This is a genomic window from Brevibacillus sp. FSL K6-2834, assembly GCF_038592925.1.
GTDB lineage: Bacteria > Bacillota > Bacilli > Brevibacillales > Brevibacillaceae > Brevibacillus > Brevibacillus borstelensis.
Genome location: NZ_CP151945.1, coordinates 2,309,673 through 2,329,349, shown reverse-complemented (window position 1 = coordinate 2,329,349; position 19,677 = coordinate 2,309,673). Strand labels below are relative to the sequence as shown.

Annotated in this window: 20 protein-coding genes and 2 other annotated features; of the genes, 6 read left to right on the top strand and 14 right to left on the bottom strand. The window is 50.7% G+C overall.

The features are described from left to right. Positions 1-54: 54 nt before the first annotated feature. The 6 genes from NST96_RS11490 to NST96_RS11465 all read right to left on the bottom strand — a co-directional run bounded on the left by NST96_RS11490 (position 55) and on the right by NST96_RS11465 (position 5,679). Positions 55-483, bottom strand: a complete 429-nt coding sequence (locus tag NST96_RS11490; protein ID WP_003387321.1) for a hypothetical protein — start codon at positions 481-483, stop codon at positions 55-57. Positions 484-550: 67 nt separating this feature from the next. After that, positions 551-1,363, bottom strand: coding sequence for a thermonuclease family protein (locus NST96_RS11485; RefSeq protein ID WP_003387322.1), 813 nt, complete (start codon positions 1,361-1,363; stop codon positions 551-553). Positions 1,364-1,778: 415 nt separating this feature from the next. Further along, a complete protein-coding gene (locus NST96_RS11480) occupies positions 1,779-2,828 on the bottom strand; it encodes a MerR family transcriptional regulator (protein ID WP_031931789.1) in 1,050 nt (349 codons plus the stop codon). A gap of 146 nt (positions 2,829-2,974) precedes the next feature. Further along, positions 2,975-4,240: a group II intron reverse transcriptase/maturase gene (ltrA, locus tag NST96_RS11475; protein ID WP_024985202.1), complete on the bottom strand. Its 1,266-nt coding sequence runs from the start codon at positions 4,238-4,240 to the stop codon at positions 2,975-2,977. Positions 4,241-4,867: 627 nt separating this feature from the next. Further along, a complete protein-coding gene (locus NST96_RS11470; protein WP_003387324.1) occupies positions 4,868-5,311 on the bottom strand; it encodes a CBS domain-containing protein in 444 nt (147 codons plus the stop codon). 287 nt (positions 5,312-5,598) lie between these two features. After that, complete coding sequence (locus NST96_RS11465) at positions 5,599-5,679, bottom strand: putative holin-like toxin (RefSeq protein ID WP_221175483.1); 81 nt, start codon at positions 5,677-5,679, stop codon at positions 5,599-5,601. A 190-nt stretch (positions 5,680-5,869) separates the two neighbouring features. Here NST96_RS11465 and NST96_RS11460 point away from each other — a divergent pair, with 190 nt between their 5' ends. Both NST96_RS11460 and ftsW read left to right on the top strand, forming a co-directional pair. Continuing rightward, on the top strand, positions 5,870-6,214 hold the full coding sequence (locus tag NST96_RS11460; RefSeq protein ID WP_003387325.1) for a YugN family protein: 345 nt from the start codon (positions 5,870-5,872) through the stop codon (positions 6,212-6,214). Positions 6,215-6,295: 81 nt separating this feature from the next. Beyond that, on the top strand, positions 6,296-7,468 hold the full coding sequence (ftsW, locus tag NST96_RS11455) for a putative lipid II flippase FtsW (protein WP_003387327.1): 1,173 nt from the start codon (positions 6,296-6,298) through the stop codon (positions 7,466-7,468). A gap of 46 nt (positions 7,469-7,514) precedes the next feature. On the opposite strand, the gene NST96_RS11450 is transcribed toward ftsW, so the two are convergent. Continuing rightward, entirely contained in the window at positions 7,515-7,844 is a 330-nt protein-coding gene (locus tag NST96_RS11450; protein ID WP_003387328.1) for an Asp23/Gls24 family envelope stress response protein, read from the bottom strand. Positions 7,845-7,910: 66 nt separating this feature from the next. Continuing rightward, positions 7,911-9,566, bottom strand: coding sequence for a thiamine pyrophosphate-binding protein (locus NST96_RS11445; RefSeq protein WP_327986065.1), 1,656 nt, complete (start codon positions 9,564-9,566; stop codon positions 7,911-7,913). A 121-nt stretch (positions 9,567-9,687) separates the two neighbouring features. Here NST96_RS11445 and sleB point away from each other — a divergent pair, with 121 nt between their 5' ends. Continuing rightward, a complete protein-coding gene (gene sleB, locus NST96_RS11440; protein ID WP_003387330.1) occupies positions 9,688-10,449 on the top strand; it encodes a spore cortex-lytic enzyme in 762 nt (253 codons plus the stop codon). Between the two features lie 66 nt (positions 10,450-10,515). Here the strand turns inward: sleB and NST96_RS11435 are convergent, their stop codons facing one another. Beyond that, a complete protein-coding gene (locus NST96_RS11435) occupies positions 10,516-10,773 on the bottom strand; it encodes a hypothetical protein (protein ID WP_003387331.1) in 258 nt (85 codons plus the stop codon). 182 nt (positions 10,774-10,955) lie between these two features. On the opposite strand from NST96_RS11435, the gene cax reads away from it, so the two are divergent. Further along, positions 10,956-11,999: a calcium/proton exchanger gene (cax, locus tag NST96_RS11430; RefSeq protein WP_172920705.1), complete on the top strand. Its 1,044-nt coding sequence runs from the start codon at positions 10,956-10,958 to the stop codon at positions 11,997-11,999. A 90-nt stretch (positions 12,000-12,089) separates the two neighbouring features. On the opposite strand, the gene NST96_RS11425 is transcribed toward cax, so the two are convergent. From NST96_RS11425 to glsA, 3 genes are all read right to left on the bottom strand, one after another. Beyond that, positions 12,090-13,424: a sodium-dependent transporter gene (locus tag NST96_RS11425; protein WP_003387333.1), complete on the bottom strand. Its 1,335-nt coding sequence runs from the start codon at positions 13,422-13,424 to the stop codon at positions 12,090-12,092. A 60-nt stretch (positions 13,425-13,484) separates the two neighbouring features. Continuing rightward, positions 13,485-13,715: a binding site (T-box leader), on the bottom strand. Between the two features lie 48 nt (positions 13,716-13,763). After that, positions 13,764-14,027 (bottom strand) — a binding site (T-box leader). A 117-nt stretch (positions 14,028-14,144) separates the two neighbouring features. After that, positions 14,145-14,429, bottom strand: a complete 285-nt coding sequence (locus NST96_RS11420) for a YlaN family protein (protein ID WP_003387335.1) — start codon at positions 14,427-14,429, stop codon at positions 14,145-14,147. A 118-nt stretch (positions 14,430-14,547) separates the two neighbouring features. Beyond that, positions 14,548-15,489: a glutaminase A gene (gene glsA / locus NST96_RS11415; RefSeq protein WP_122959066.1), complete on the bottom strand. Its 942-nt coding sequence runs from the start codon at positions 15,487-15,489 to the stop codon at positions 14,548-14,550. A gap of 230 nt (positions 15,490-15,719) precedes the next feature. On the opposite strand from glsA, the gene NST96_RS11410 reads away from it, so the two are divergent. After that, on the top strand, positions 15,720-16,232 hold the full coding sequence (locus tag NST96_RS11410) for a hypothetical protein (protein ID WP_227277447.1): 513 nt from the start codon (positions 15,720-15,722) through the stop codon (positions 16,230-16,232). A gap of 71 nt (positions 16,233-16,303) precedes the next feature. Here NST96_RS11410 and NST96_RS11405 read toward each other — a convergent pair whose 3' ends face one another. Together NST96_RS11405 and NST96_RS11400 are read right to left on the bottom strand one after the other, a co-directional pair. Further along, entirely contained in the window at positions 16,304-16,444 is a 141-nt protein-coding gene (locus tag NST96_RS11405; RefSeq protein ID WP_003387338.1) for a sporulation histidine kinase inhibitor Sda, read from the bottom strand. A gap of 302 nt (positions 16,445-16,746) precedes the next feature. Further along, on the bottom strand, positions 16,747-17,958 hold the full coding sequence (locus NST96_RS11400; RefSeq protein ID WP_003387339.1) for an ornithine--oxo-acid transaminase: 1,212 nt from the start codon (positions 17,956-17,958) through the stop codon (positions 16,747-16,749). Positions 17,959-18,187: 229 nt separating this feature from the next. Here NST96_RS11400 and NST96_RS11395 point away from each other — a divergent pair, with 229 nt between their 5' ends. Next, positions 18,188-19,588, top strand: coding sequence for a sigma-54-dependent Fis family transcriptional regulator (locus NST96_RS11395; protein ID WP_024984823.1), 1,401 nt, complete (start codon positions 18,188-18,190; stop codon positions 19,586-19,588). Positions 19,589-19,677 lie beyond the last annotated feature (89 nt).

The following is a 19,677-nucleotide window of genomic DNA, read 5'->3' as shown; positions in this document are numbered from 1 at the left end:
GCCAGTGCCGGATGTCGGCTTTCTGCTTTTGTGCCCGATTATTTGCGCCTTCCTCTAGGGCTTTACCTCAACCCGGAACTCTTGCTTGATGCCGTAGGACTCGTGATTGTTATGCGCCAGCTCTACGACGACGTCATGCGAGCCGCTGGGAATATTTTTTACGATATAATTGTCTTCAAACGCTTTGGCGACTTTTTTCCCATCCAGATAGATGTGAATATGGCCCTCGCCAGGCCGGTTTTCCTTGCCCATATTCTCGATTGAATACGTGAAGCCTGTCACCTTCATCTTCAGGTGGAGGTCGTTTTTCTGCAGACTGTGCGTCACCTCTAGCGTAGGGGCCTTCTCGGGCTGTTCCGCCGCTTGTTTGACTCCTCCCGTCTCCGCATCTCGCGTGCCGTAGAGGGCAAACTCGATCACGGCGACGACACCAATCAGGAGCAGCAGGCGATAAACCAGACGCATGGATTTTTCTTTTTTCATGGGGACACTCCTTTCAGAGACAATCATCCCCATTTTTCCCTAACCTGCGTTGCCGTATTCCTGATGGTCAGCGCTTTGGCGCACGATAGCCCGCTGCTTGCGCTTCCTCTTCTGTTGCAAACCAGACTTCCGCCTTGGTCTGGTCGTAATTTCGCGACCCAGGCACATGATAGATTTTATCCCCTTTGGAATTGATGTTTCCTTTAATCAGCTTTCCTGCAGGGGGTGTTTCCGCTTGTTCGGTATTCTGGTTGTTCGTTTCGCCGGCACTGTTTTTGGGTTGTCCAGTCTTTTCATTGGAATCGGAAGCCTTATCTTTCGATTCAGAAGCCTTGTCCTTGGAGGAATTGGCACCGTTTTTCGATGCTGCATTTCCGTTTTTGGATTCCGCTTTTCCGTTTGACAGTTCCAATCCCCAAAGCCCTCGATTGTGTTCCCGCGCTTCCCGCTCTGCTTCGAGAAACACGTCCGCTTTGGCTACATTCGGGGGGATCGTCATAATTCTGGCATAGCCTTCTTTTACCAATTTTTCATTGACGAACGTGCCATCCATTAAATAGACATAGGCGAGCAACCGTTTGTATCGGTCATGCGGCTCCACGTCAAAAACAAGGCGCACCTCTTGGCCTGTAAGCAGTTCTTTCGTAAAGTTGCTTGCTTCTTTTCCATAAGGCTCTACGGGATGGTTGGGCTTTACCGTTTCGGGTGTATCCACCCCGATCAGGCGCACCTTTTCCCCGGTTGCGATTTCGAAAGTATCGCCGTCCACTACCCGTTTTACGGTAGTTGTCATTTCGCCGTTCGGCTTTGGCCCTTCTGGCGCTGCACATGCGTACAAAAGGCACGCCATGATAACGAGCCAGGCGCTCAGACGTTTCATGATCTTGCCATCTCCTTTTCTCTGATGCTGCTTACCAGCGTACCGGAAGCCCGAAGAGTGGTCAATCATAGATTGCGAACATATGTGCATATGTCAAAAAATCTTCAAACAAAAAACGACCTGTCTCCAAGGTCGTTTTGTTCTTCTCGTCAAACTGCAACGAGACCTATTCTTTTTTGTCAGTCGCGTTCGCTGTTAAACAAGAAAAGCAGTACCACTACAACGATGATGATCCACAGAAGCTCATCATTATCCCGGTCAAAAAAATTATCGAACAACCCCATAGCAGAGGTCCCCCTTTCCTTCTCGTTACAGCCTATGCAGCAGAAAGGGCGGATGTCAGCGGGGATGAGCCCAAAAGTTGCAGAGGATGGCCTGCAATTGCGAAGCTTGGCATGGCGTCGCGAAGGCCGACTCACATCAGCTTTGCTTCGATTAAATGGACATAGGTGGTCAATTGCCGGGCCTGGACCCTAAAACCAAGCTCTTGCAAATTTTGCACCAGCTTGCTGCGATCCGCGTAGTATTCATCCTCGATCTCTGCTACGGCCTCCTTTCGTCCGGCCTGAAGAAGCGCCCGAATGTGCAAAGCTCTATGCTCCTCGTCGGCAAACATCGAGTCGGCTATCACCAGGCGCCCCCCTGGCTTCAATACCCGCTTGCATTCAGCCAGAGCAAGCGTCTTCTGATCATCAGTCAAATGATGGAGTGCAAAGCTGGTAACGACGAAGTCAAACATGCCGCCAAAATAGGGAAAGGCAAAAAAAGTGCCCAGCTTTGTTTCCATGCCCGGGTTTTTCTTTTGGCACTGCTTGAGCATCTGGGGAGCTTGATCAAACGCGCTCATTTGTACTCCTTTTTCCCGAAACAGCTTTGCCAGGTTGCCCGTCCCTGTTCCTGCGTCCAAACCAACCTCATCCGGGCAGGGAGCAGTTGCATGGACGACTTCCTGCAGTACAAGCTCATAGTCTTCATAAGGGTAAAAGCCCTGTTTATTCTCGTTTACCGATATATCGTAATAATCCGCAATCTGGTTGAAATTCCACCGATCCACCCAGTTGTTTCTCATCTGGCGCAGCCGTTTGTTCCCCTCAGCCAATTCGAACAAGGCTGCCGGATCGATTCCTTTTTGTTGCTTGATACGGCCAATCATCTGCTCGGTCGTTTGAATGACTCTGCTAAGCTCGATCCACTGGTCATACATGCAGGAACGTTGGATCTCCAAGTAATGAAGCAAGCTCTCTTTTTCTTTGTCAATCCGATTCAGCAGTTCCCGAATGTCTTCGATCGGCATGCCCACTTCTCTCAAGGTGATAATCGTCTGAAGCCTCCATACATCCTCTTCGGAAAATAAGCGGTAGCCCGAATGCTCTGCCTTTTTTGGCGAAATCAGCCCTTTTTCCTCATAGAAACGGATTGCCCGGGCTGTGATTTGCAAGCGTTCAGCCATTTCCTTGATCTGCACGTTCTTCTTCCTCTCATGCTTTCTCCTCTCATTGTAAACCTTTCCGCAACGGAAGAGTAAAGGGTTCTTATCTGAAATCGAGTAGGAGGGGGCGACTAACCCCCGTCCTCTCACACCACCGTACGTACCGTTCGGTATACGGCGGTTCACCAAGCTTGACGAATTTGAGAATATCGTTGCACTAAGCTTTTCAGCCCTTGTTGTTGCCAGTAGGCAATGCCGAGGGCTTTGTGTATATGCGGAGACTTTGTGGTACGCCATGCACCCTTGCGGGTATTTGCAATTTCAATGGCTTTTACGTGAGATATGCCAAGAGAACGAAGTTCTCGATATCTGGTTCTCACGCGTTTCCACTGCATCCACAAACAAAGACGGAGCCTGCGCCTTGTCCATTCCTCAATGGATTGTAGAATGCCCTTCGCGTCTGCAAGGGCGAAATATCCAATCCAGCCCATGAGGTACTGATTTATTCTTTCAATCCGCTTCTCCATCGAGATGCTCCACACCGGATTCGTGATCGTGCGGATTTTCTCTTTTAGCTTGAGGAGGGATTTGGGGTGGATGCGAATCCTTGTCTGTTTTGCAAAGGTAAAACTAAAGCCCAAGAATTTTCGTTTCCATGGTCGGTCTATCGCGCTTTTCTCCTCATTTACTTTTAGCCTTAGTACCTTCTCCAAGTGGTTTTGAATACTCTTCTTTACTCGTTCCCCTGCCCGTTTTGTTTTCACGTAGATATTACAATCGTCTGCGTAGCGGCAGAAACGGTGGCCTCTCTTTTCGAGTTCCTTGTCCAAATCATCAAGTAGGATATTTGCCAAAAGTGGGCTTAACGGCCCACCTTGCGGTGTTCCTTCACTTGATGTTGTACAGACGCCATTTATCATGATCCCCGCATTCAAGTAGGAACGAATCAGTCTTAAAATTCTCTTGTCCTGAACTTTTCGAGCCACACGGCTCATTAGAATATCATGATTTACGCGATCAAAGAATTTCTCTAGATCGATGTCCACCACGAAACGATATCCTTCGGAGATATACGCTTGCGCTTTCCTTACTGCCATGTGAGCGCTACGTTTTGGACGGAACCCATAGCTAGATTCCGAGAAGGTGGGGTCGAAGATCGGCGTTAACACTTGGAGGATGGCCTGCTGAATAAAGCGGTCTACCACGGTGGGAATGCCTAATAACCTTACACCACCGTCAGGTTTCGGGATTTCGACTCTGCGAACAGGTGAAGGTCTATAGGTTCCCCTTTCCATCTTCTCGCGGATGGCTTGCCAGTGTTCACGTAGATAATCGCGTAGTTGTTCGGTTGAAACACCATCGACTCCACCGACACCTTTGTTTTCCTCCACTCGTTGGAGTGCCATCCGTAAGTTTTCCCGTGATAAGACTTTTTCCAGCAAATCCATAATGATGTTCCTTCCTTCGCACATGCGGACTCCGTGCTTGCTGTACGATACTCAGCCCTCTTTTGTACCCTCGGGGCTTCACCCCTGCTCTTCAAAAGTAGTTCCTTGACAGAATTCTGCTTCGACGTACCGTATCAAAAGACATGGATCGCATGCTGACTTGATGTTCGGCCCTTCCCCATTCAAGCGTCCTCTACTCGGGTACTATGGCCTCTGCTGACTTCTGCATGTTCAGCGTCTCCTTACGGAGACGGTTACCAACAGTTGAAGGCGTTTCATGCAGACCTCCCCAGGTAAGAACGATAACTTTCATCCCATGTACCTGCCCAAGTTTACTACTGTATCCCTTGGCTGTATGGGGCTTTGTCTTGTTTGGCAGACTCGCCCGGATACAACAGCCTCAAATTGGGTTCGTGTACCTCAGGTCGGGATTTTGCCGCCGGCTTCCTTCAGATTCGACCTCGCGGTCGACACCCTTGCCTTGAGCTAACGGTTGGTACAGCCAACCCCCGTTCGGGACTTTCACCCTATAGCTATCGCCCATGCTGGGCGCACCAAAAAAAGAGGCTGCCGCCAGTGACAGCCTCTTTCTTTTCCCTTTATTTCCGTCAGTGTATCTGTTGGGAATCACACATTGCCGAGCGGTTCGGAGATTTGGGAGAGGGCTTCGGACGCTTCGTCATGATGCACTTGGCGGACAGCCATATCTCCGAGCGCGACGATGCCGACCAGCTTTCCGTTCTCTACGACAGGCAGACGGCGGATTTGGTGCTTGGCCATAATTTTGGCTGCCTCGTCGACAGTCATTCCTGGTTGACCCATAATAATATCGCGGGTCATTACGTTTTCAACGGCAGCGGAGCCCTCGCGTTTTTCCGCCAAGCCGCGAATTACGATGTCACGGTCTGTAATCACGCCGATCACGTCATCTTTCTCATCGACAACGGGGATGACGCCGACATTCCAGTCACGCATCTTGCAAGCCACTTCATAGACATTATCTTTAAGGGTCACTGTTGCCACATCTTTTGTCATAATTTCACGCAGCGTCCGATTTTCCACTTTTGCCATCTTTCTCTCCTCCTTTTTGCTGATAACAATTGTAGTTTGTCCGGGCAAAAAAGGTTTCATGCGTGTTGGACGAGCCGCCCCGAATTCCGACTAGGAAAGTCTCCAAGCGGTGTGGTAAGATGGTAGGGTGGTGTCTGCGAAGGCATCGCACACCGAGAGCTTTTCAAAAAAAGACCGCAGGGTGGACCAGCACCCATACGGTCGATGGATACAATAGTTGTTCCCCATTTGGGGGGCGGCTCTCACTTCTCGGTGTCGACCTCCCGGCTGTCAGGCTCAAGGGAGGTCTACTTCTTTTTACTGGTTGACAGCATTAAGACTAAGGTCCCGAACGCTACCATCAGACTTAGTGCTTCATATACTGTCATGCTATCACCCCCTTTCCAAAACGGGGATGAACCGACCACCCTTGTGGAGCTCACCTATTGTAGTTACCTAGTATACCATAAATTGGGAAAAGTGGCATCCTGCCAGAGACACGACTTATCCATTGCGCTCTTTCCGAAAACAGACTAATATAAGGTAGTGAATAACTTACCATTTGTAGGAGGAAAATCAATGGTTATCAAGGACACAGGAATCGGCAACAAGGAAGTCATGCTCGCCGATCTGGATCATTACATGAGTGACCTGGGGTTTGTTCGCGGAGCTTGGGATTACAAACACGCTACATACGATTATCAACTGAAAGATAAAGGCAACAACTACTACCTGCGAATCGAAGCCAATGCAATCGAGGGAAAACTGGAAGACAGCCACGCTGTTTTGAAGCTCGAGGACCCTTACATGGGCAGACACTTGTTCCCTCATGGATTGGATTACGATTCCCCGATTCCGGATTCGGTCGTACAGACAGCAAAACGCAAGCTGCAGGTATTGAACGAGAAGCTTTCTGCTTATTAATCCAACTGCATCCAGCTATTTGCGTCCTAAGAACAGAGAGGCATCCCCTCTCTGTTTCACGTCAAGGGGGAGGTTTCTCTCATGAAAACACGGGGAGTCCCCGACTTTTTGTTGCTGTTGTTAACCGCTCTCTTGGTAGGTTTTGGCATCACAATGGTGTTGAGCTCAAGCTCGATATATGCCCTGACAAGCTTTACATCCAACGGCTGCAAAATTTGCGGCGGCGACGAACTGTATTTCGTGAAAAGGCAAGCGATGTGGCTGCTTCTGGGCATATTCGGAATGCTGATAACGATGAACATACCGTTTTCTTTCTACAAACGGAACTTTCTGTTAATAGTCTTTGTCAGTTTTCTGTCGCTGCTGCTCGTTATCATTCCAGGTATTGGTAACGATGCGAAAGGGGCGCGGTCCTGGTTTAGTTTCGGGTCAGTCAATTTGCAGCCGGCTGAGTTTGCCAAATTGGGCCTGATTCTGTACTTGGCAGCGATTATCTCCAAAAAAGGCGATGGCTTCCGGGATTTGAAAAAAGGCCTTATGCCCCCGCTCGTTGTCACCGGCGCATTTTTTATCCTGATCATGGTACAGCCTGACATGGGATCGGCAGCGATCCTGCTCGGCACGGCGATCGTCGTCATGATTTGCGGCGGTGCGCGGATTGGCCATCTGTTTATGATCGGGTTTCCGGTCACTTCTCTTGCCGTATTCGCTTATGTCATGAAGAAGGACCACGCCTGGAACCGGCTGACTTCTTTTCTCGATCCTTGGAGCGACCCTCTAGGTACGGGATACCATATCAAGCAATCGCTCATTGCCATTGCCCACGGAGGGCTGACCGGTACCGGATTTGGCAAAAGCATACAGAAATATTTGTATTTGCCTGAAGCGCATACAGATTTTATTTTTGCGATCATTTCCGAAGAGCTCGGCTTTTTCGGGACAAGCCTGTTCTTGCTCGTGTACCTGCTGTTCATCTTGCGGGGAATCCACATCTGTCTGAAAGTGCATGATACCTTCGCCAGCCTGGTCGGAATCGGAATCGTCAGCATGATCGGAATACAGGCGTTTGTAAACATCGGTGGCGTAACGTCCTTCATCCCTCTGACTGGCGTCACCTTGCCCTTTATCAGCTACGGCGGATCTTCCCTGCTAATGACCCTGGTATCCACGGGGATCCTTCTGAGCGTGTCCCGTGAAGTGAGTCGGCAAAAGCTGACAGAACAAGGGCAAAAGCAATTGTACGCAAACCGCTGATCGAAACGAATGGAAAAGGACCTGCCGTCTCTGCAGGTCCTCTTTGCTACATCTCAATTCCATCCACATGTACGTTTACCGCCTCCACAAACAGACCTGTCAAGGACTCCACCGTCTCCTTTACTTTCTCCTGAAGCTGGCGGCATACCTCGTGAATCTGCATGCCATACTTGATCGATACCCGCAACTCGATGGTGACAGCACCATCTGTGACGACGACATAAATGCCTTTGCCGCTGCCGCCGAACTTTTTGGCTAAATCTTGATAAAATCCACCGGAGCGCACCGAGACACCGGAAATGTCAGCCGCTACAACTCCAGCAATGACTGCCACTACTTGGTCCGCTACCCGAATCTCACCGCGCATGCTCTCCATACTCGCCCTCCTCCCTGCTCCCTTTACCCTTCTTACTTATGTGTTGTCTGTCTGACTGCCTGATTCTCAGACTTTTCTTTCATTATAAACATTTGTAGCTTGGGCTTGAAAGGGGATTTCTCGTTTTCTCTCCGTTAGTGTCGGGAGAGTGCACTGAATGTCGAGCAGAATCATGTTTTGCGATTTCATCGCCTCTTTCAGCGCAGGCAAAAGTTCATGAACGGCACTTACGCGGCGCCCTTCGATTCCGCAAGCCTCGGCCCATTTCACAAAGTCGGGGTTTTCCAGTCGAGTGCCAAATGGGGCAAGTCCGGTCTGAACCATTTTCCACTCTTCCAGTCCCAGCGTCTTATTGTTTACGACAATCAGCGGGAACGAGAGATTATGGGCTGCGGCTGTCATCAGCTCACCAGCCGTCATTTGCAACCCTCCGTCTCCGACGATCGCGACTACTTGACGGTCCGGATTGTTCAGCTTGGCTGCAATCGCGGCCGGCAAGCCATAACCCATCGTCCGCCATTTTCCAGAGAAAATCGGGAATTGTGCAGTCCCACGGAACGCACGGTTGAACCAGATGGAGTGTTCTCCTGTATCCAGGGCGATGATGGCATTGTCATCAACAACCTGGGACAAGGCATGCATGAGTGTTTCCGGCTTGATCAGCTCGTCTGTTCCTTGATCGACCAACTGCTCTGTCTCCTGCCAAAAAGAAGCGTGCCACCGTTTCACCTGTTGAATCCAACCGGAATCGGGCGACTTTCCTTCCAGGCGGCGCAGCCACAGGGGGAGCACATCGCCTAGCTCTGCTGTGACAGGAAACAGTCGAGGATGGGCATGGACAGTTGTCGGATTGTGATCGACCTGTACGACCGGCAAACCTGCCGGAATAAAGGAGCGCGGAAACCAGCTCGCTCCCAGCGCTACGAGCAAATCTGCTTGTGCCAATGCCTCGAGTCCCGCCCTGCTGCCGCCCTCGCCCAAGCCTCCCAGAACAAGCGGATAAGCCTCATCCACCGTTCCTTTGGCACCTAAAGTAAGCAGCAAGGCTGCGCCTATTTTCTCAGCCATCTGGAGACATAGATTGGCGGATTCACGGCTTCCCGTCCCCATCAGAATGACCGGTTTTTTCGCTTGAAGCAGCAGCTCTGCCGCATGCTCCACCTCTCCCCTGTCCACTCCCACGCCAGTTCGCAGTCGCGGCAAGGTCTCTACTAACGGCCATACCGTCGTGCGTGAAAAAATATCCTTGCAGATGGCGAGATGTGCGACACCTTTTTGACTGCCGGCTGTTACGTATGCGCGGTGAAGCACGTTGCCGATGGCATCCGGGTGGGCAACGGTCGTAGAGTACAAGCAGAGCGGGCGAAGCAAGTCTTCCTGCGGCACATATTGCTTGTACGGTCCTCCCAATTTGTGCGTCTCCACCTGACCCGTGATAGCGAGAACCGGAGCGTGATCCGCATACGCATCCGCCAGTCCATTCAATAAATTCAGTGTCCCCGGGCCGCTCGTCGCTGTACAAACCGCCGGTCTGCCAGTCCATTTTGCTTCCGCCGCTGCCATCATGGCTGCTGCTGATTCATGTCTGCATGCGATATAACGGATGTCTTTCTGTTTCCCGATGACATCCAGCCACGGCAGTATGGCATCACCCGCCACCCCGTAAATGTGTTTGACTCCCCACATGCGCAGCTGCTCCGTTACATATTGGGCGACCTGCATGAAGCACCTCCTGTCCTTGATACTTCTAGTGTGGCAAAATCTCCAGTATTTTACTAACTCGTATCCAGCCTTTTCGGGAAAACCTAGTGAATAGATCAGGAGAAATAAAGGAGGAACGTGAATGAAACAGCCTGTAAAATGGCTGCTTTGCCTTTTGGCCCTTGCTTTGACAGTGACAGCCTCTGTTATGATCTCCCCGGTACGGACAGATGCTTTCAGCAATCAAGAGGTTCGCGTCGGCGCTACCGGAAAAGATGTAAGAGAGATGCAGGGACGCTTGAAATACCTGGGCTTTTATACAGGAAAGGTCGATGGCGTGTTTTCCTGGCGCAGCTATTGGGCCCTGCGCAACTTTCAGTACGAATTCGGGTTAAAGGTAGACGGCATTTTAGGGCCAAAGACAAAGCTGAAGCTCTACAATGCCACAACCGGCTATCGGCCGACCGCTGAAGAGCTGGGTGTCGAACCGGCTCCAGCAGCTCCCGCGCCGTCTGCCCCCAAAAACACCAGCTACCGGAGCAAGGGCATTACAGACAACGATATTCGTCTGATGGCCAATGCCGTCCATGGCGAAGCACGCGGAGAGCCGTACGTCGGTCAAGTCGCCGTTGCCGCCGTCATCCTGAACCGAACCCGCAATCCGGCTTTCCCGAATTCACCCGCTGGCGTCATCTTCGAACCGCGGGCATTTACCGCCGTAGCAGACGGACAGATCTGGCTAACCCCTAACGAGACAGCAAAAAAAGCGGTACAAGACGCGCTCAATGGTTGGGACCCGACTGGAGGCGCCATCTATTACTTTAATCCGGATACGGCCACATCTGCCTGGATTTGGAGTCGCCCACAGATCAAAAAAATCGGCAAACACATCTTTTGCCGCTAGAGACAAAAGCAGGCACGGTGGGTACCGTGCCTCTTTCATTGCTCAAGCAGTCTTGCGTTGCACCAGCTACGAACGCTGCCCCTGCATGTGTTCGGCCATCTTGATAAACCGCTCTTCCTGCTCGGTCGTCCCGCAAATTCCGCATTGAATCATGTAGGACTCTCCCTTGTAGGGCTGATGGAAGGTGTCCAGCTCGTCTCTGGATAATTCCGCGACCAGCTCGCCGGATTGGGGATCAAGTCGGACATAGCGCGGAGTTTGTTCAATGACAGTAAATCTCATCCGATTTGATTTACATGTAGGACAGAGATACGGTTTTGCCAATAGAAGCACCTCCTAAGATGTCTCACCGAATAGTGTGAGCAAAAAAACGGTGATTTTATTCTCCAGGATTCGTTCAAAATAATGATGACATCCTTCAAAAGTTCGGTTACACTTAAAGACGAATTTTGATTTATGGTAAAAAACGGGAAAACGCAACAAACTTAACATCATGAGGTGAGCCTATGAACCAACGGCTGTTTTTCACGATTGTCGGCGCGAGCCTGCTACTGGCGGGATACGCCCATTATTTCACTGAAAATGAATTTTTTAAATTTGCAACTGCTTCCTTGGCTATCATTTTTTTGGCTGCTTGGTTGGGAAAATCGACAGAAAGTGTTGCACATTATGCAGGGGATCGCGTTGGCGGGTTTTTGAATGCGACGTTTGGCAATGCAGCCGAGCTGATTATCGCTTTCTTCCTGGTGAAGGAAGGCCTGTTCGATATGGTGAAGGCGTCCATTACGGGCGCCATCATCGGGAATATGCTGTTGGTACTCGGATTGAGCGTGTTTTTGGGGGGATTGAAGTACAAGGAGCAAACCTTTAACGGCAGGCTGGCCGGGCACAATGCATCCCTGATGATGCTCGCGATCGCCGCCCTGTTTATTCCGGCCGTCTTTATGAAGGAGCTCCCGCCTGTTGAGATCGGGACCTTGAGCACGGTGATCGCGGTTATTCTGATCGTGGCCTACCTTCTCTGGCTGATCTTCTCCATGGTCACGCACCGCGACTTCCTGTCCGACATTGAATCTCATGACAGTGAAGCAGCCTGGTCAAAAGGTGTGTCGATCCTGATGCTGGCGATCTCGACCTTTTTTGTGGCCGTCGTCTCCGAGTGGCTTGTCCACAGTGTTCAGCACGTCTCCGAAACACTTGGTTGGTCGGAGCTGTTCGTCGGGGCGTTTGTCATCGCCATTATCGGCAATGCGGCGGAGCACAGCGCTGCCCTGCTGCTGGCGATGAAAGGACGAATCGGCGCAGCTGTCGAGATCGCAGTCGGCTCCAGCCTGCAAATTGCCTTGTTCGTGGCCCCTACGCTCGTATTGGTCAGCTTGCTCCTGGGCCGTCCGATGGATATCGTCTTCACCACATTTGAACTTGCCGCCATTGGTGTCGCGACTTTTATTACCATCTCCATCACCAAAGACGGTGCGACCAACTGGTTTGAAGGCGTCCTTTTGCTGGCTGTCTATATCATCCTCGGAACCGCCTTTTTCTTTGCTTGATCCATAAAAAAGGGCGCAGCGTGTATTTCCATCGCTGCGCCCTTCTTTTTTATGCAGAACCAGTACCTGCCGGTTCTATGTTTCTTCTTCCTAAAAAACGCCCAGTGTGCTCAAAAATACGATGATAATGGCAATCGGTGCAATGTATTTCAGCAGCATCAGCCAGATGATAAAAGCGCGTCTCCCCCACTCTGTGGACACCTGCAATTCTCTGACAAGCAGCTCCCGTTTCAGCTTGAGCGGCACAAATACGGCAATCAGCAATGCACCCAGCGGCATCAAGACATTACTTACCAAAAAATCGGCCGCATCAAAGATGGGCTTCCCAAAAACGGTCACCTCTGACCAGACTCCAAAGGACAAGGCAGACGGAATTCCTGCCAGAAAAATAAGCATCCCGATAATCCACGAATAGCGCTTCCTGTTTTCTAGTTTGCCCCTGGAAAGCGACGCTACGATTATCTCCAGCATCGAAAATGCGGAGGTCAGTGTAGCAAACAGGAACAACGCCATAAATATGAGCAGAAACAGATTGCCAAACGGCACGTGCTCAAAGACAGAAGGCAAAACGATAAACAGCAGTCCCGGTCCTTCCGTCGGCTCCATGCCCAGGGAAAAAACGGCAGGAAAAATAGCCAGACCGGCAAACAAGGAAACCATCAGATTCAGCCCGACGATCGAGCCTGCGGAGCGCACCAGATTTTCCTGTTTGCCCAGATAGGAGCTGTACGTAACCATCACAGAAACCCCGACACTGAGAGAGAAGAACGATTGACCCATCGCATACAGCACAGAATCCGCCGTCAGCCGGGAAAAATCAGGCATCAGGAAAAACGCGACGCCTTTGCCTGCTCCATCCAGTGTGAGTGAACGGAACATCAGGACAAGGAACAGTAAAAACAGTGCCGGCATTAAATACTTGTTCGCCGATTCGATCCCGGCCTGCACCCCGCGAGCCACGACCCACATCGTGATCAGCATGAATACAAATTGAGCGCCGACAGATCCGATCGGGCTGGCAATGACACTGCCAAACAATTGATCGTACGGCATGCCTGTCAGTTGTCCCGTCAAGCCGCGATACATATAAGTGAGAATCCAGCCGCCTACCACACTGTAAAACGAGAGCAGCAAGAAGCAAGTCGCCACGCCCAATCTGCCGATCCAATGCCATGCGCTTCCCGGTGCGAGAGTTTTGTAAGCCGAAATTGCCTCTTGCTGTGTGCTGCGTCCAATCACGAATTCACCCAACAATAGCGGAAGACCGATTGCGAGTGTAAATACGAGGAACAGCAGAAAAAATGCTCCGCCACCACTCGTTCCGACTACGTAGGGAAATTTCCAGATCGCCCCGAGTCCGATCGCCGAACCCGCTGCCGCCAGAATAAATCCAAGTCTGGTCGTCCATTGCTCTGTTTGCTTCATGCCCTATCCACCTCTTTCTAACTTTCCACTAGCCTGTAAAAAAGAAAACACCCATCCCCAAAAAGGGACGAGTGTTGTGCTCGCGGTACCACCCTGGTTAGGCTTTGTCAGCCTCGCTCATTTCATTGATAACGGGAATGACCCGGTTCCCTCCTACTAGGGGCGCCTTCCTTTCAGAGGACAGCTCAAGAGTGAATTCAGCGGGGCATGCCTGGAAACGACTCTCAGTCTCTGGTCGCTTCTCCCTGTCAAGCCGCTTGGCCGCTTACTGGTCTCCATCTTCGCTTTTGCCGTATTCATTTGTTCAAGGCAAGCGAGAACAAAAAAAACCCGCCCCCTAAAAGGGACGAGTTGCTCGCGGTACCACCCTGATTAGACAAGCGTGTAAAGGAAAAAAAGTCAAGAGCCCTTTTACTTGCATGCCTCACTTTGTTCATTGGTAACGGGAATGACCCGGTTTTCCTTCTACTGGGCATCGAAACCGTTCAAAGGACAGCTCAGGAGTGAATTCGGCGAGGCATGCTTTAAAACTGCTTTCAGTCCATGGCAGTTTCTCCCTGGCAAGCTGCTGGTTCGCTTACTAGTCTCCGTCGACGCTTTTGCTCTTCAAAAGTTATTATTTAATCTAAAGCAGTGAGAGTGAAAAAGCAAGTATTTTTTTATGCCCTTGTAAAACTCGATCACAATAGAAAAGCGAGGAACGTTTCCATTCTCTCGCCTTTACCCCTTCTGATTGTACAGTTCGTGAAGATCAGCCAGTTTTCTTTCCAACGAACCCATTATTTCACGACCGATCTCTTCGTCAATCAGTCCCAAACGGACGGCGAACTCCACTTCACGCGAAAGCCCGAACATCTGGGTGTCAAGCACCTCTTCATACAGCGGGCACTGCGGCATGGTCAGGTTTTCCATCTGTACGTCTATGAGCTTGTAGATCTTGTCCGCATCTGCTCGCAGTAATGCTAGCGCTTTTTGTTCCAGATCGGGAATCTTAATTTCTGTCAAAACCTATCCCTCCGTTTGCCACCATCCTTACCTTACATAGTACGTTATTCTGGGCCATTTGAAAAGGGGAGACGATTTGGCAACTGTAAGTATATACGCACGAACGCTTTCGATTTGACTAAAAAATGCTCAAATCCCACATATCGGAGAGCCTTTGCAGCAGCTTGACCCCCGCTACCGAGTTCCCCTTTTCATCCAAAGCGGGACCAAATACGCCAAGTCCCATACGCTGCGGCACTGAAGCCATAATCCCTCCGGCTACACCGCTTTTTGCAGGGATGCCGACGTCGATGGCAAACTCTCCGGAAGCGTTGTACATGCCGCATGTGACCATGAAGGTTTTGCAAATTCTCGCCACTTCACGGGGAAGCAGCTGCTCGCCGCTCACAATGTCGTAGCCGTCCGCAGCCAAAATGGCAGCAAGCCGTGCCACCTCCACGGTCGTGACCTCGATCGAGCAATGCCGAAAATACAGATCGAGAGTTTCTTCCACGTCCCCGGAAAGAATCTTGCTCTCCTTCAAAAAATAGGCGAGGGCGCGGTTCCGATCAGCGGTCTGCTTTTCGGACTGATATACGTCGTAATTGACACGGAGCTCGGGATTGCCTGTCATTTTTCTAAGCAGCCGCATGATCTTCTCCAGCCGTTCTTCCACAGTTGCTCCGGGAATCATGCCTGCAACAGCGATGGCTCCGGCGTTGATCATCGGGTTTAACGGCTTGTGCGGCTTGATGGTCTCCAGCTTGATAATCGAATTGAACGGGTCGCCTGTCGGCTCTTTGCCCACACGTTCAAAGACATATCGCTCTCCATGCTCGCACAGCGCAACCATGAGTGAAAAAATCTTGGAGATGCTCTGCAAGGTAAACGGAAGATGGGCATCCCCGGCCGAAAGCAGCGTCCCGTCTTTGAGGCACACACTGATGCCCAGCCGCCTCTTGTCCTGTCTGGCCAGCTCCGGTATGTACGAAGCTACCTCGCCTTTTTCCGCTTCGCTGACGGTCTCCTGCACCGTCTGTTCAAGCACTTGCTGAATGTTGATATGGTCCATTTTGTCCATGTAGATCGCCTCTTGCGTGAATAGAATGGAATTCTGCTGCCCCCATTGTAAGAAGTCAGAGCCTCATTGTCAAAAGCGATGCTGTTTTTTGCTTGGGAGCAAGACGCAGAAGCGAATTTTTGCTATTCAGAAAAACGCTTTTTGCAAAAATGCACGGGCGGCTCGTTTGCCACATCCTTTGCCGCGGGTTACAATGTTACCGAGACGCTAAACAGACGGAGGAATGTATCATGTCAGAGGTAATCGTATTCAAGGGAGCCGTTTCCTTCCCCATAACACTCGACCCGAGCGTATGGATTTTTGACGACCGCAAGTTTGATCTTGGCACCTATACGGGTGAGGAAGATAACGATACAGGCAATCAGAAAAAGTACCTGGAAGGAACCGGTGCCCAATGGGACAAGGAGCTTCGGGAAGGTGCAGCCTTGCCGTCGGAGCGAAAGAGCTTGAACGAGGAACGGAAGGCTCTCCAGGGTGACTACGGAATCCGGCTTGCGCCGTTCATCGACAACGCTGCTCCCCTTCCGGAAGCGACCCATGTACGGATCTACCGGGAGACAGGAGAGCCTATCCTCCTTCCGCTCAGCGAAGCCAGACGGGCCATCCTGCAGTTTTCAAAGGACGGCAAGCCTATACGGACGGATGGTCCTGTCTACTTTTTCCTCCCAGAAACACTGCTGGCCAAAGAAGCGCCGGTAACAGGAATTACTGCCTTTGAATTTGTCGCTGAAACCGGACAGTAAGCATACAAAAAAGCCATCCGAAGCTGCGGATGGCTTTTTGCATAATTTTTTGTACATCTAGGTTAGCCCGTTTACGCGCTCACTACCTGCGCGATACCGATGTCTCTTCTCTTTATCTCTGCACTGAGCAGTTCAATAAAAGCTGGGTCCAGTTGAAGGTCGACGGCACGATGATATACTTCTATCAGCATTTGGTCACTCAAGTATTTCACGCTTGTCACCTCCATCCCTTAACCTGAACCCATTGTAGCAGAAGAAACAGGCGCGAACAATCGTTCTGATATCCACAGGCAATGGGGATATCATGTGGGTAAGCTGTGGGCAAACTGTGTGCAACTGACAAAAAGGCAGGGTTGTCCATGTGGATTCTCCCTGCGCTTTTATCCACATGTTGTCGCAATTTGTCGAACGATTAACCTGCTTTTTCCCTTGCTTGAGTGGAGATTTGTCCGACTGACCATAAAAAGGACCATCCCCGCTAAAGGAGATAGTCCACTTTTTTGGAAGAGATCACTTATACATTTGCTGTTTCCGTTACTTGCAAGACTTGCTTGATCCGTTCGATCGCCCAATCCAGATCTTCCTTCGTAATAACCAAAGGCGGTGCAAAGCGGATTGTAGTCTCATGCGTTTCCTTGCACAGCAGCCCCAGTTCTTTCAGCTTTTCACAATACGGGCGAGCAGCCGTTTCCAGCTCCAGTCCAATAAACAGACCGCGTCCGCGAATTTCTTTGATCAACGGGTTTTTGATCTCCTTCAATTTTCCGAGGAAGTACTCACCCAGCTCTTGGGAGCGTTCCACCAGCTTTTCGTCAACCAGGACGTCCATGGCCGCTACGGCGACAGCACAGCCGAGCGGATTGCCGCCAAAGGTCGAACCGTGGGAACCAGGTTCAAAGACGCCCAGAACTTCACGGTCTGCCGCTACAGCCGAAATCGGGAACACACCGCCTCCGAGCGCTTTCCCCATAATGTACATATCCGGCTTCACGTCTTCCCAATCAGACGCAAACAGCTTGCCTGTACGGCCAAAGCCCGTTTGGATTTCGTCGCAGACGAGCAGCACATTGTTGGCCTTGCACAGCTCATACGCCTGCTTGAGATAGCCTTGCGGCGGAATGATGATGCCGGCTTCCCCCTGGATTGGCTCCAGCATGAACGCTGCCGTGTTCGGCGTAATCGCCTGTTTCAGCGCTTCGATGTCACCGTACGGGATAATCTTAAAGCCTGGGGTAAATGGACCAAACCCACGCTGGTAGCCAGGATCGGAAGAGAAGGAGGTGATCGTAACTGTACGCCCGTGGAAGTTGCCCTCGCACACGATAATTTCAGCCTGGTTATCCGGCACTTTTTTGACGTCATATGCCCAACGGCGAACAGCCTTGAGCGCCGTTTCCACCGCTTCTGCTCCGGTGTTCATCGGCAAAATCATATCCTTGCCGGTCATTTCAGCAAGCTTCTCATAAAAGTTGCCAAGCTGATCATTGTAGAAAGCCCGGGAAGTCAGCGTCACTTTGTCAGCCTGATCCTTCAGCGCCTTGATGATGCGCGGATGGCGATGCCCCTGGTTCAGAGCCGAGTATGCGCTCAGCATGTCCAGGTATTTGTTGCCTTCGGGATCTTCTACCCAAACGCCTTCTGCCTTGGAAATAACGATCGGAAGCGGATGATAGTTGTGAGCACCGAATTTTTCTGTTTGATCAATGACCCGGTTTGACTTGTTCATATGTTCATTGCCTCCTTGATTATGCGATGTCTCTCTTTTATTCAAGAATGATGCCAACTGTTTGAGCCTGTACAAATCCTTGGTTTCAGCGGGAAGGGCATTCCCACAGAGCAAAAAAAGTTTGCATCATATCCTTCTTTTGTCCATATTAGCGCATAATTATTTTGCACCTTTTCCATCCTATGTTATGATGTACCTCATACCATACCAACAGGCAGGTGCATTTTGGATGTCATCCGGGCAAAAGCTGAACTTACCCGACCATACCCTACATGTCTTTGAAACCATTTTGGACAGTGTCAATGAAGGTATCCACGTAATCGACGCATCGGGTACCACGATCGTATACAATCGCAAAATGACTGAGATGGAATCGATGAGCAAGCGAGACGTTCTCAACAAGCCACTGGACGAAGTGTTTCAGTTCCCTCCCGGCCAGGAAAGCACGCTGCTTACTTGTTTGCGTACCGGCAAAAGCGTCCGCAACGTGAGACAGACGTACTTCAACGACAAAGGTCAGGAGATCACGACGATAAACAACACGTTCCCGATCCTCAAGGATGGAGAACTCATCGGCGCAATGGAGCTTGCGAACGATGTGACAAAAATGGAGCGGCTGATCCGTGAAAATCTGTGGGAAAAGAACGGCGCGCGCTACACCTTTGACAAAATTATCGGTGTAAGTCCCGCTATTCTGGAGGTTGTGGAAAATGCCAAGCGTGCGGCAAGGACCTCTTCCTCTGTATTGGTCGTAGGGGAAACGGGAGCTGGCAAAGAGCTCTTTGTCCAGAGCATTCACAATGCAAGTCTCCGCGCCTCGGCTCCCTTCATTTCACAGAACTGTGCTGCCCTGCCTGATTCCTTGATCGAAGGACTCCTCTTTGGAACTGCCCGTGGCGCATTTACCGGAGCAGTGGAGAGACCCGGCCTGTTCGAACAAGCAGAAGGCGGTACCTTGTTCCTGGACGAGATCAACTCGCTTAGTATGCCCCTGCAGGCAAAACTGTTGCGGGCCTTGCAGGAAAAGTCCATCCGGCGCATCGGGGACACAAAAGACAGGTCCATCGACGTACGAATCGTAGCCGCGATGAATGAAGACCCGGTAGAAGCCATATCCCATCAGCGCTTGCGAAAGGATCTGTATTACCGCCTCGGGGTGGTAACGCTTTTTATTCCACCCCTGCGTGAACGGAGAGAAGATATTCCGCTTTTGATCCAGCATTTTATCGACAAGTACAATCACCTGTTCCAAATGAGCGTCGAAGGTGTAAGTGAAGACGTGCTGGCGTTTTTCATGGGACACGACTGGCCCGGAAACGTCAGGGAGCTTCAGCACGTTATCGAAGGTGCGATGAATCTGATGGTAGACGAAACCGTTATTACCTCCGAGCTGCTTCCTTACCATTTTTTACGCCGCACATCTGCACCCATAAAGGAAAAGATAACAGTACTACCCGTATCGGACGAAATCTCTCCTTTGAAACAAAAAATGCAGGAGTTCGAAACGTACTATATTCAGAAAGTCGTTGAGAAGAACAACGGCAATATTTCCCGTGCAGCCAAGGATTTGCAAATCAGCAGACAAAGCCTGCAATACCGCCTTCGCAAGTTGGGGGTTAAGCCAGTGTGAAGTGCAAATTTTTTTGGCGTTTGCCTGCTTTTTTTGCACGGAACGCCTATTTTTTTTGCACAAAACCTCTTTTTTGTCCCATAATAAAC

Excerpts from the sequence above, each read along its gene's own strand:
- NST96_RS11410 (WP_227277447.1), top strand. The coding sequence starts at position 15,720 with ATGTCAGAGGTAATCGTATTCAAGGGAGCCGTTTCCTTCCCCATAACA.
- NST96_RS11395 (WP_024984823.1), top strand. The coding sequence starts at position 18,188 with ATGTCATCCGGGCAAAAGCTGAACTTACCCGACCATACCCTACATGTC.
- NST96_RS11400 (WP_003387339.1), bottom strand. The coding sequence starts at position 17,958 with ATGAACAAGTCAAACCGGGTCATTGATCAAACAGAAAAATTCGGTGCT.
- ftsW (WP_003387327.1), top strand. The coding sequence starts at position 6,296 with ATGAAAACACGGGGAGTCCCCGACTTTTTGTTGCTGTTGTTAACCGCT.
- NST96_RS11450 (WP_003387328.1), bottom strand. The coding sequence starts at position 7,844 with ATGGAGAGCATGCGCGGTGAGATTCGGGTAGCGGACCAAGTAGTGGCA.
- NST96_RS11465 (WP_221175483.1), bottom strand. The coding sequence starts at position 5,679 with ATGACAGTATATGAAGCACTAAGTCTGATGGTAGCGTTCGGGACCTTA.
- sleB (WP_003387330.1), top strand. The coding sequence starts at position 9,688 with ATGAAACAGCCTGTAAAATGGCTGCTTTGCCTTTTGGCCCTTGCTTTG.
- NST96_RS11425 (WP_003387333.1), bottom strand. The coding sequence starts at position 13,424 with ATGAAGCAAACAGAGCAATGGACGACCAGACTTGGATTTATTCTGGCG.
- ltrA (WP_024985202.1), bottom strand. The coding sequence starts at position 4,240 with ATGGATTTGCTGGAAAAAGTCTTATCACGGGAAAACTTACGGATGGCA.
- glsA (WP_122959066.1), bottom strand. The coding sequence starts at position 15,489 with ATGGACAAAATGGACCATATCAACATTCAGCAAGTGCTTGAACAGACG.
- cax (WP_172920705.1), top strand. The coding sequence starts at position 10,956 with ATGAACCAACGGCTGTTTTTCACGATTGTCGGCGCGAGCCTGCTACTG.
- NST96_RS11485 (WP_003387322.1), bottom strand. The coding sequence starts at position 1,363 with ATGAAACGTCTGAGCGCCTGGCTCGTTATCATGGCGTGCCTTTTGTAC.
- NST96_RS11445 (WP_327986065.1), bottom strand. The coding sequence starts at position 9,566 with ATGCAGGTCGCCCAATATGTAACGGAGCAGCTGCGCATGTGGGGAGTC.
- NST96_RS11490 (WP_003387321.1), bottom strand. The coding sequence starts at position 483 with ATGAAAAAAGAAAAATCCATGCGTCTGGTTTATCGCCTGCTGCTCCTG.
- NST96_RS11470 (WP_003387324.1), bottom strand. The coding sequence starts at position 5,311 with ATGGCAAAAGTGGAAAATCGGACGCTGCGTGAAATTATGACAAAAGAT.
- NST96_RS11460 (WP_003387325.1), top strand. The coding sequence starts at position 5,870 with ATGGTTATCAAGGACACAGGAATCGGCAACAAGGAAGTCATGCTCGCC.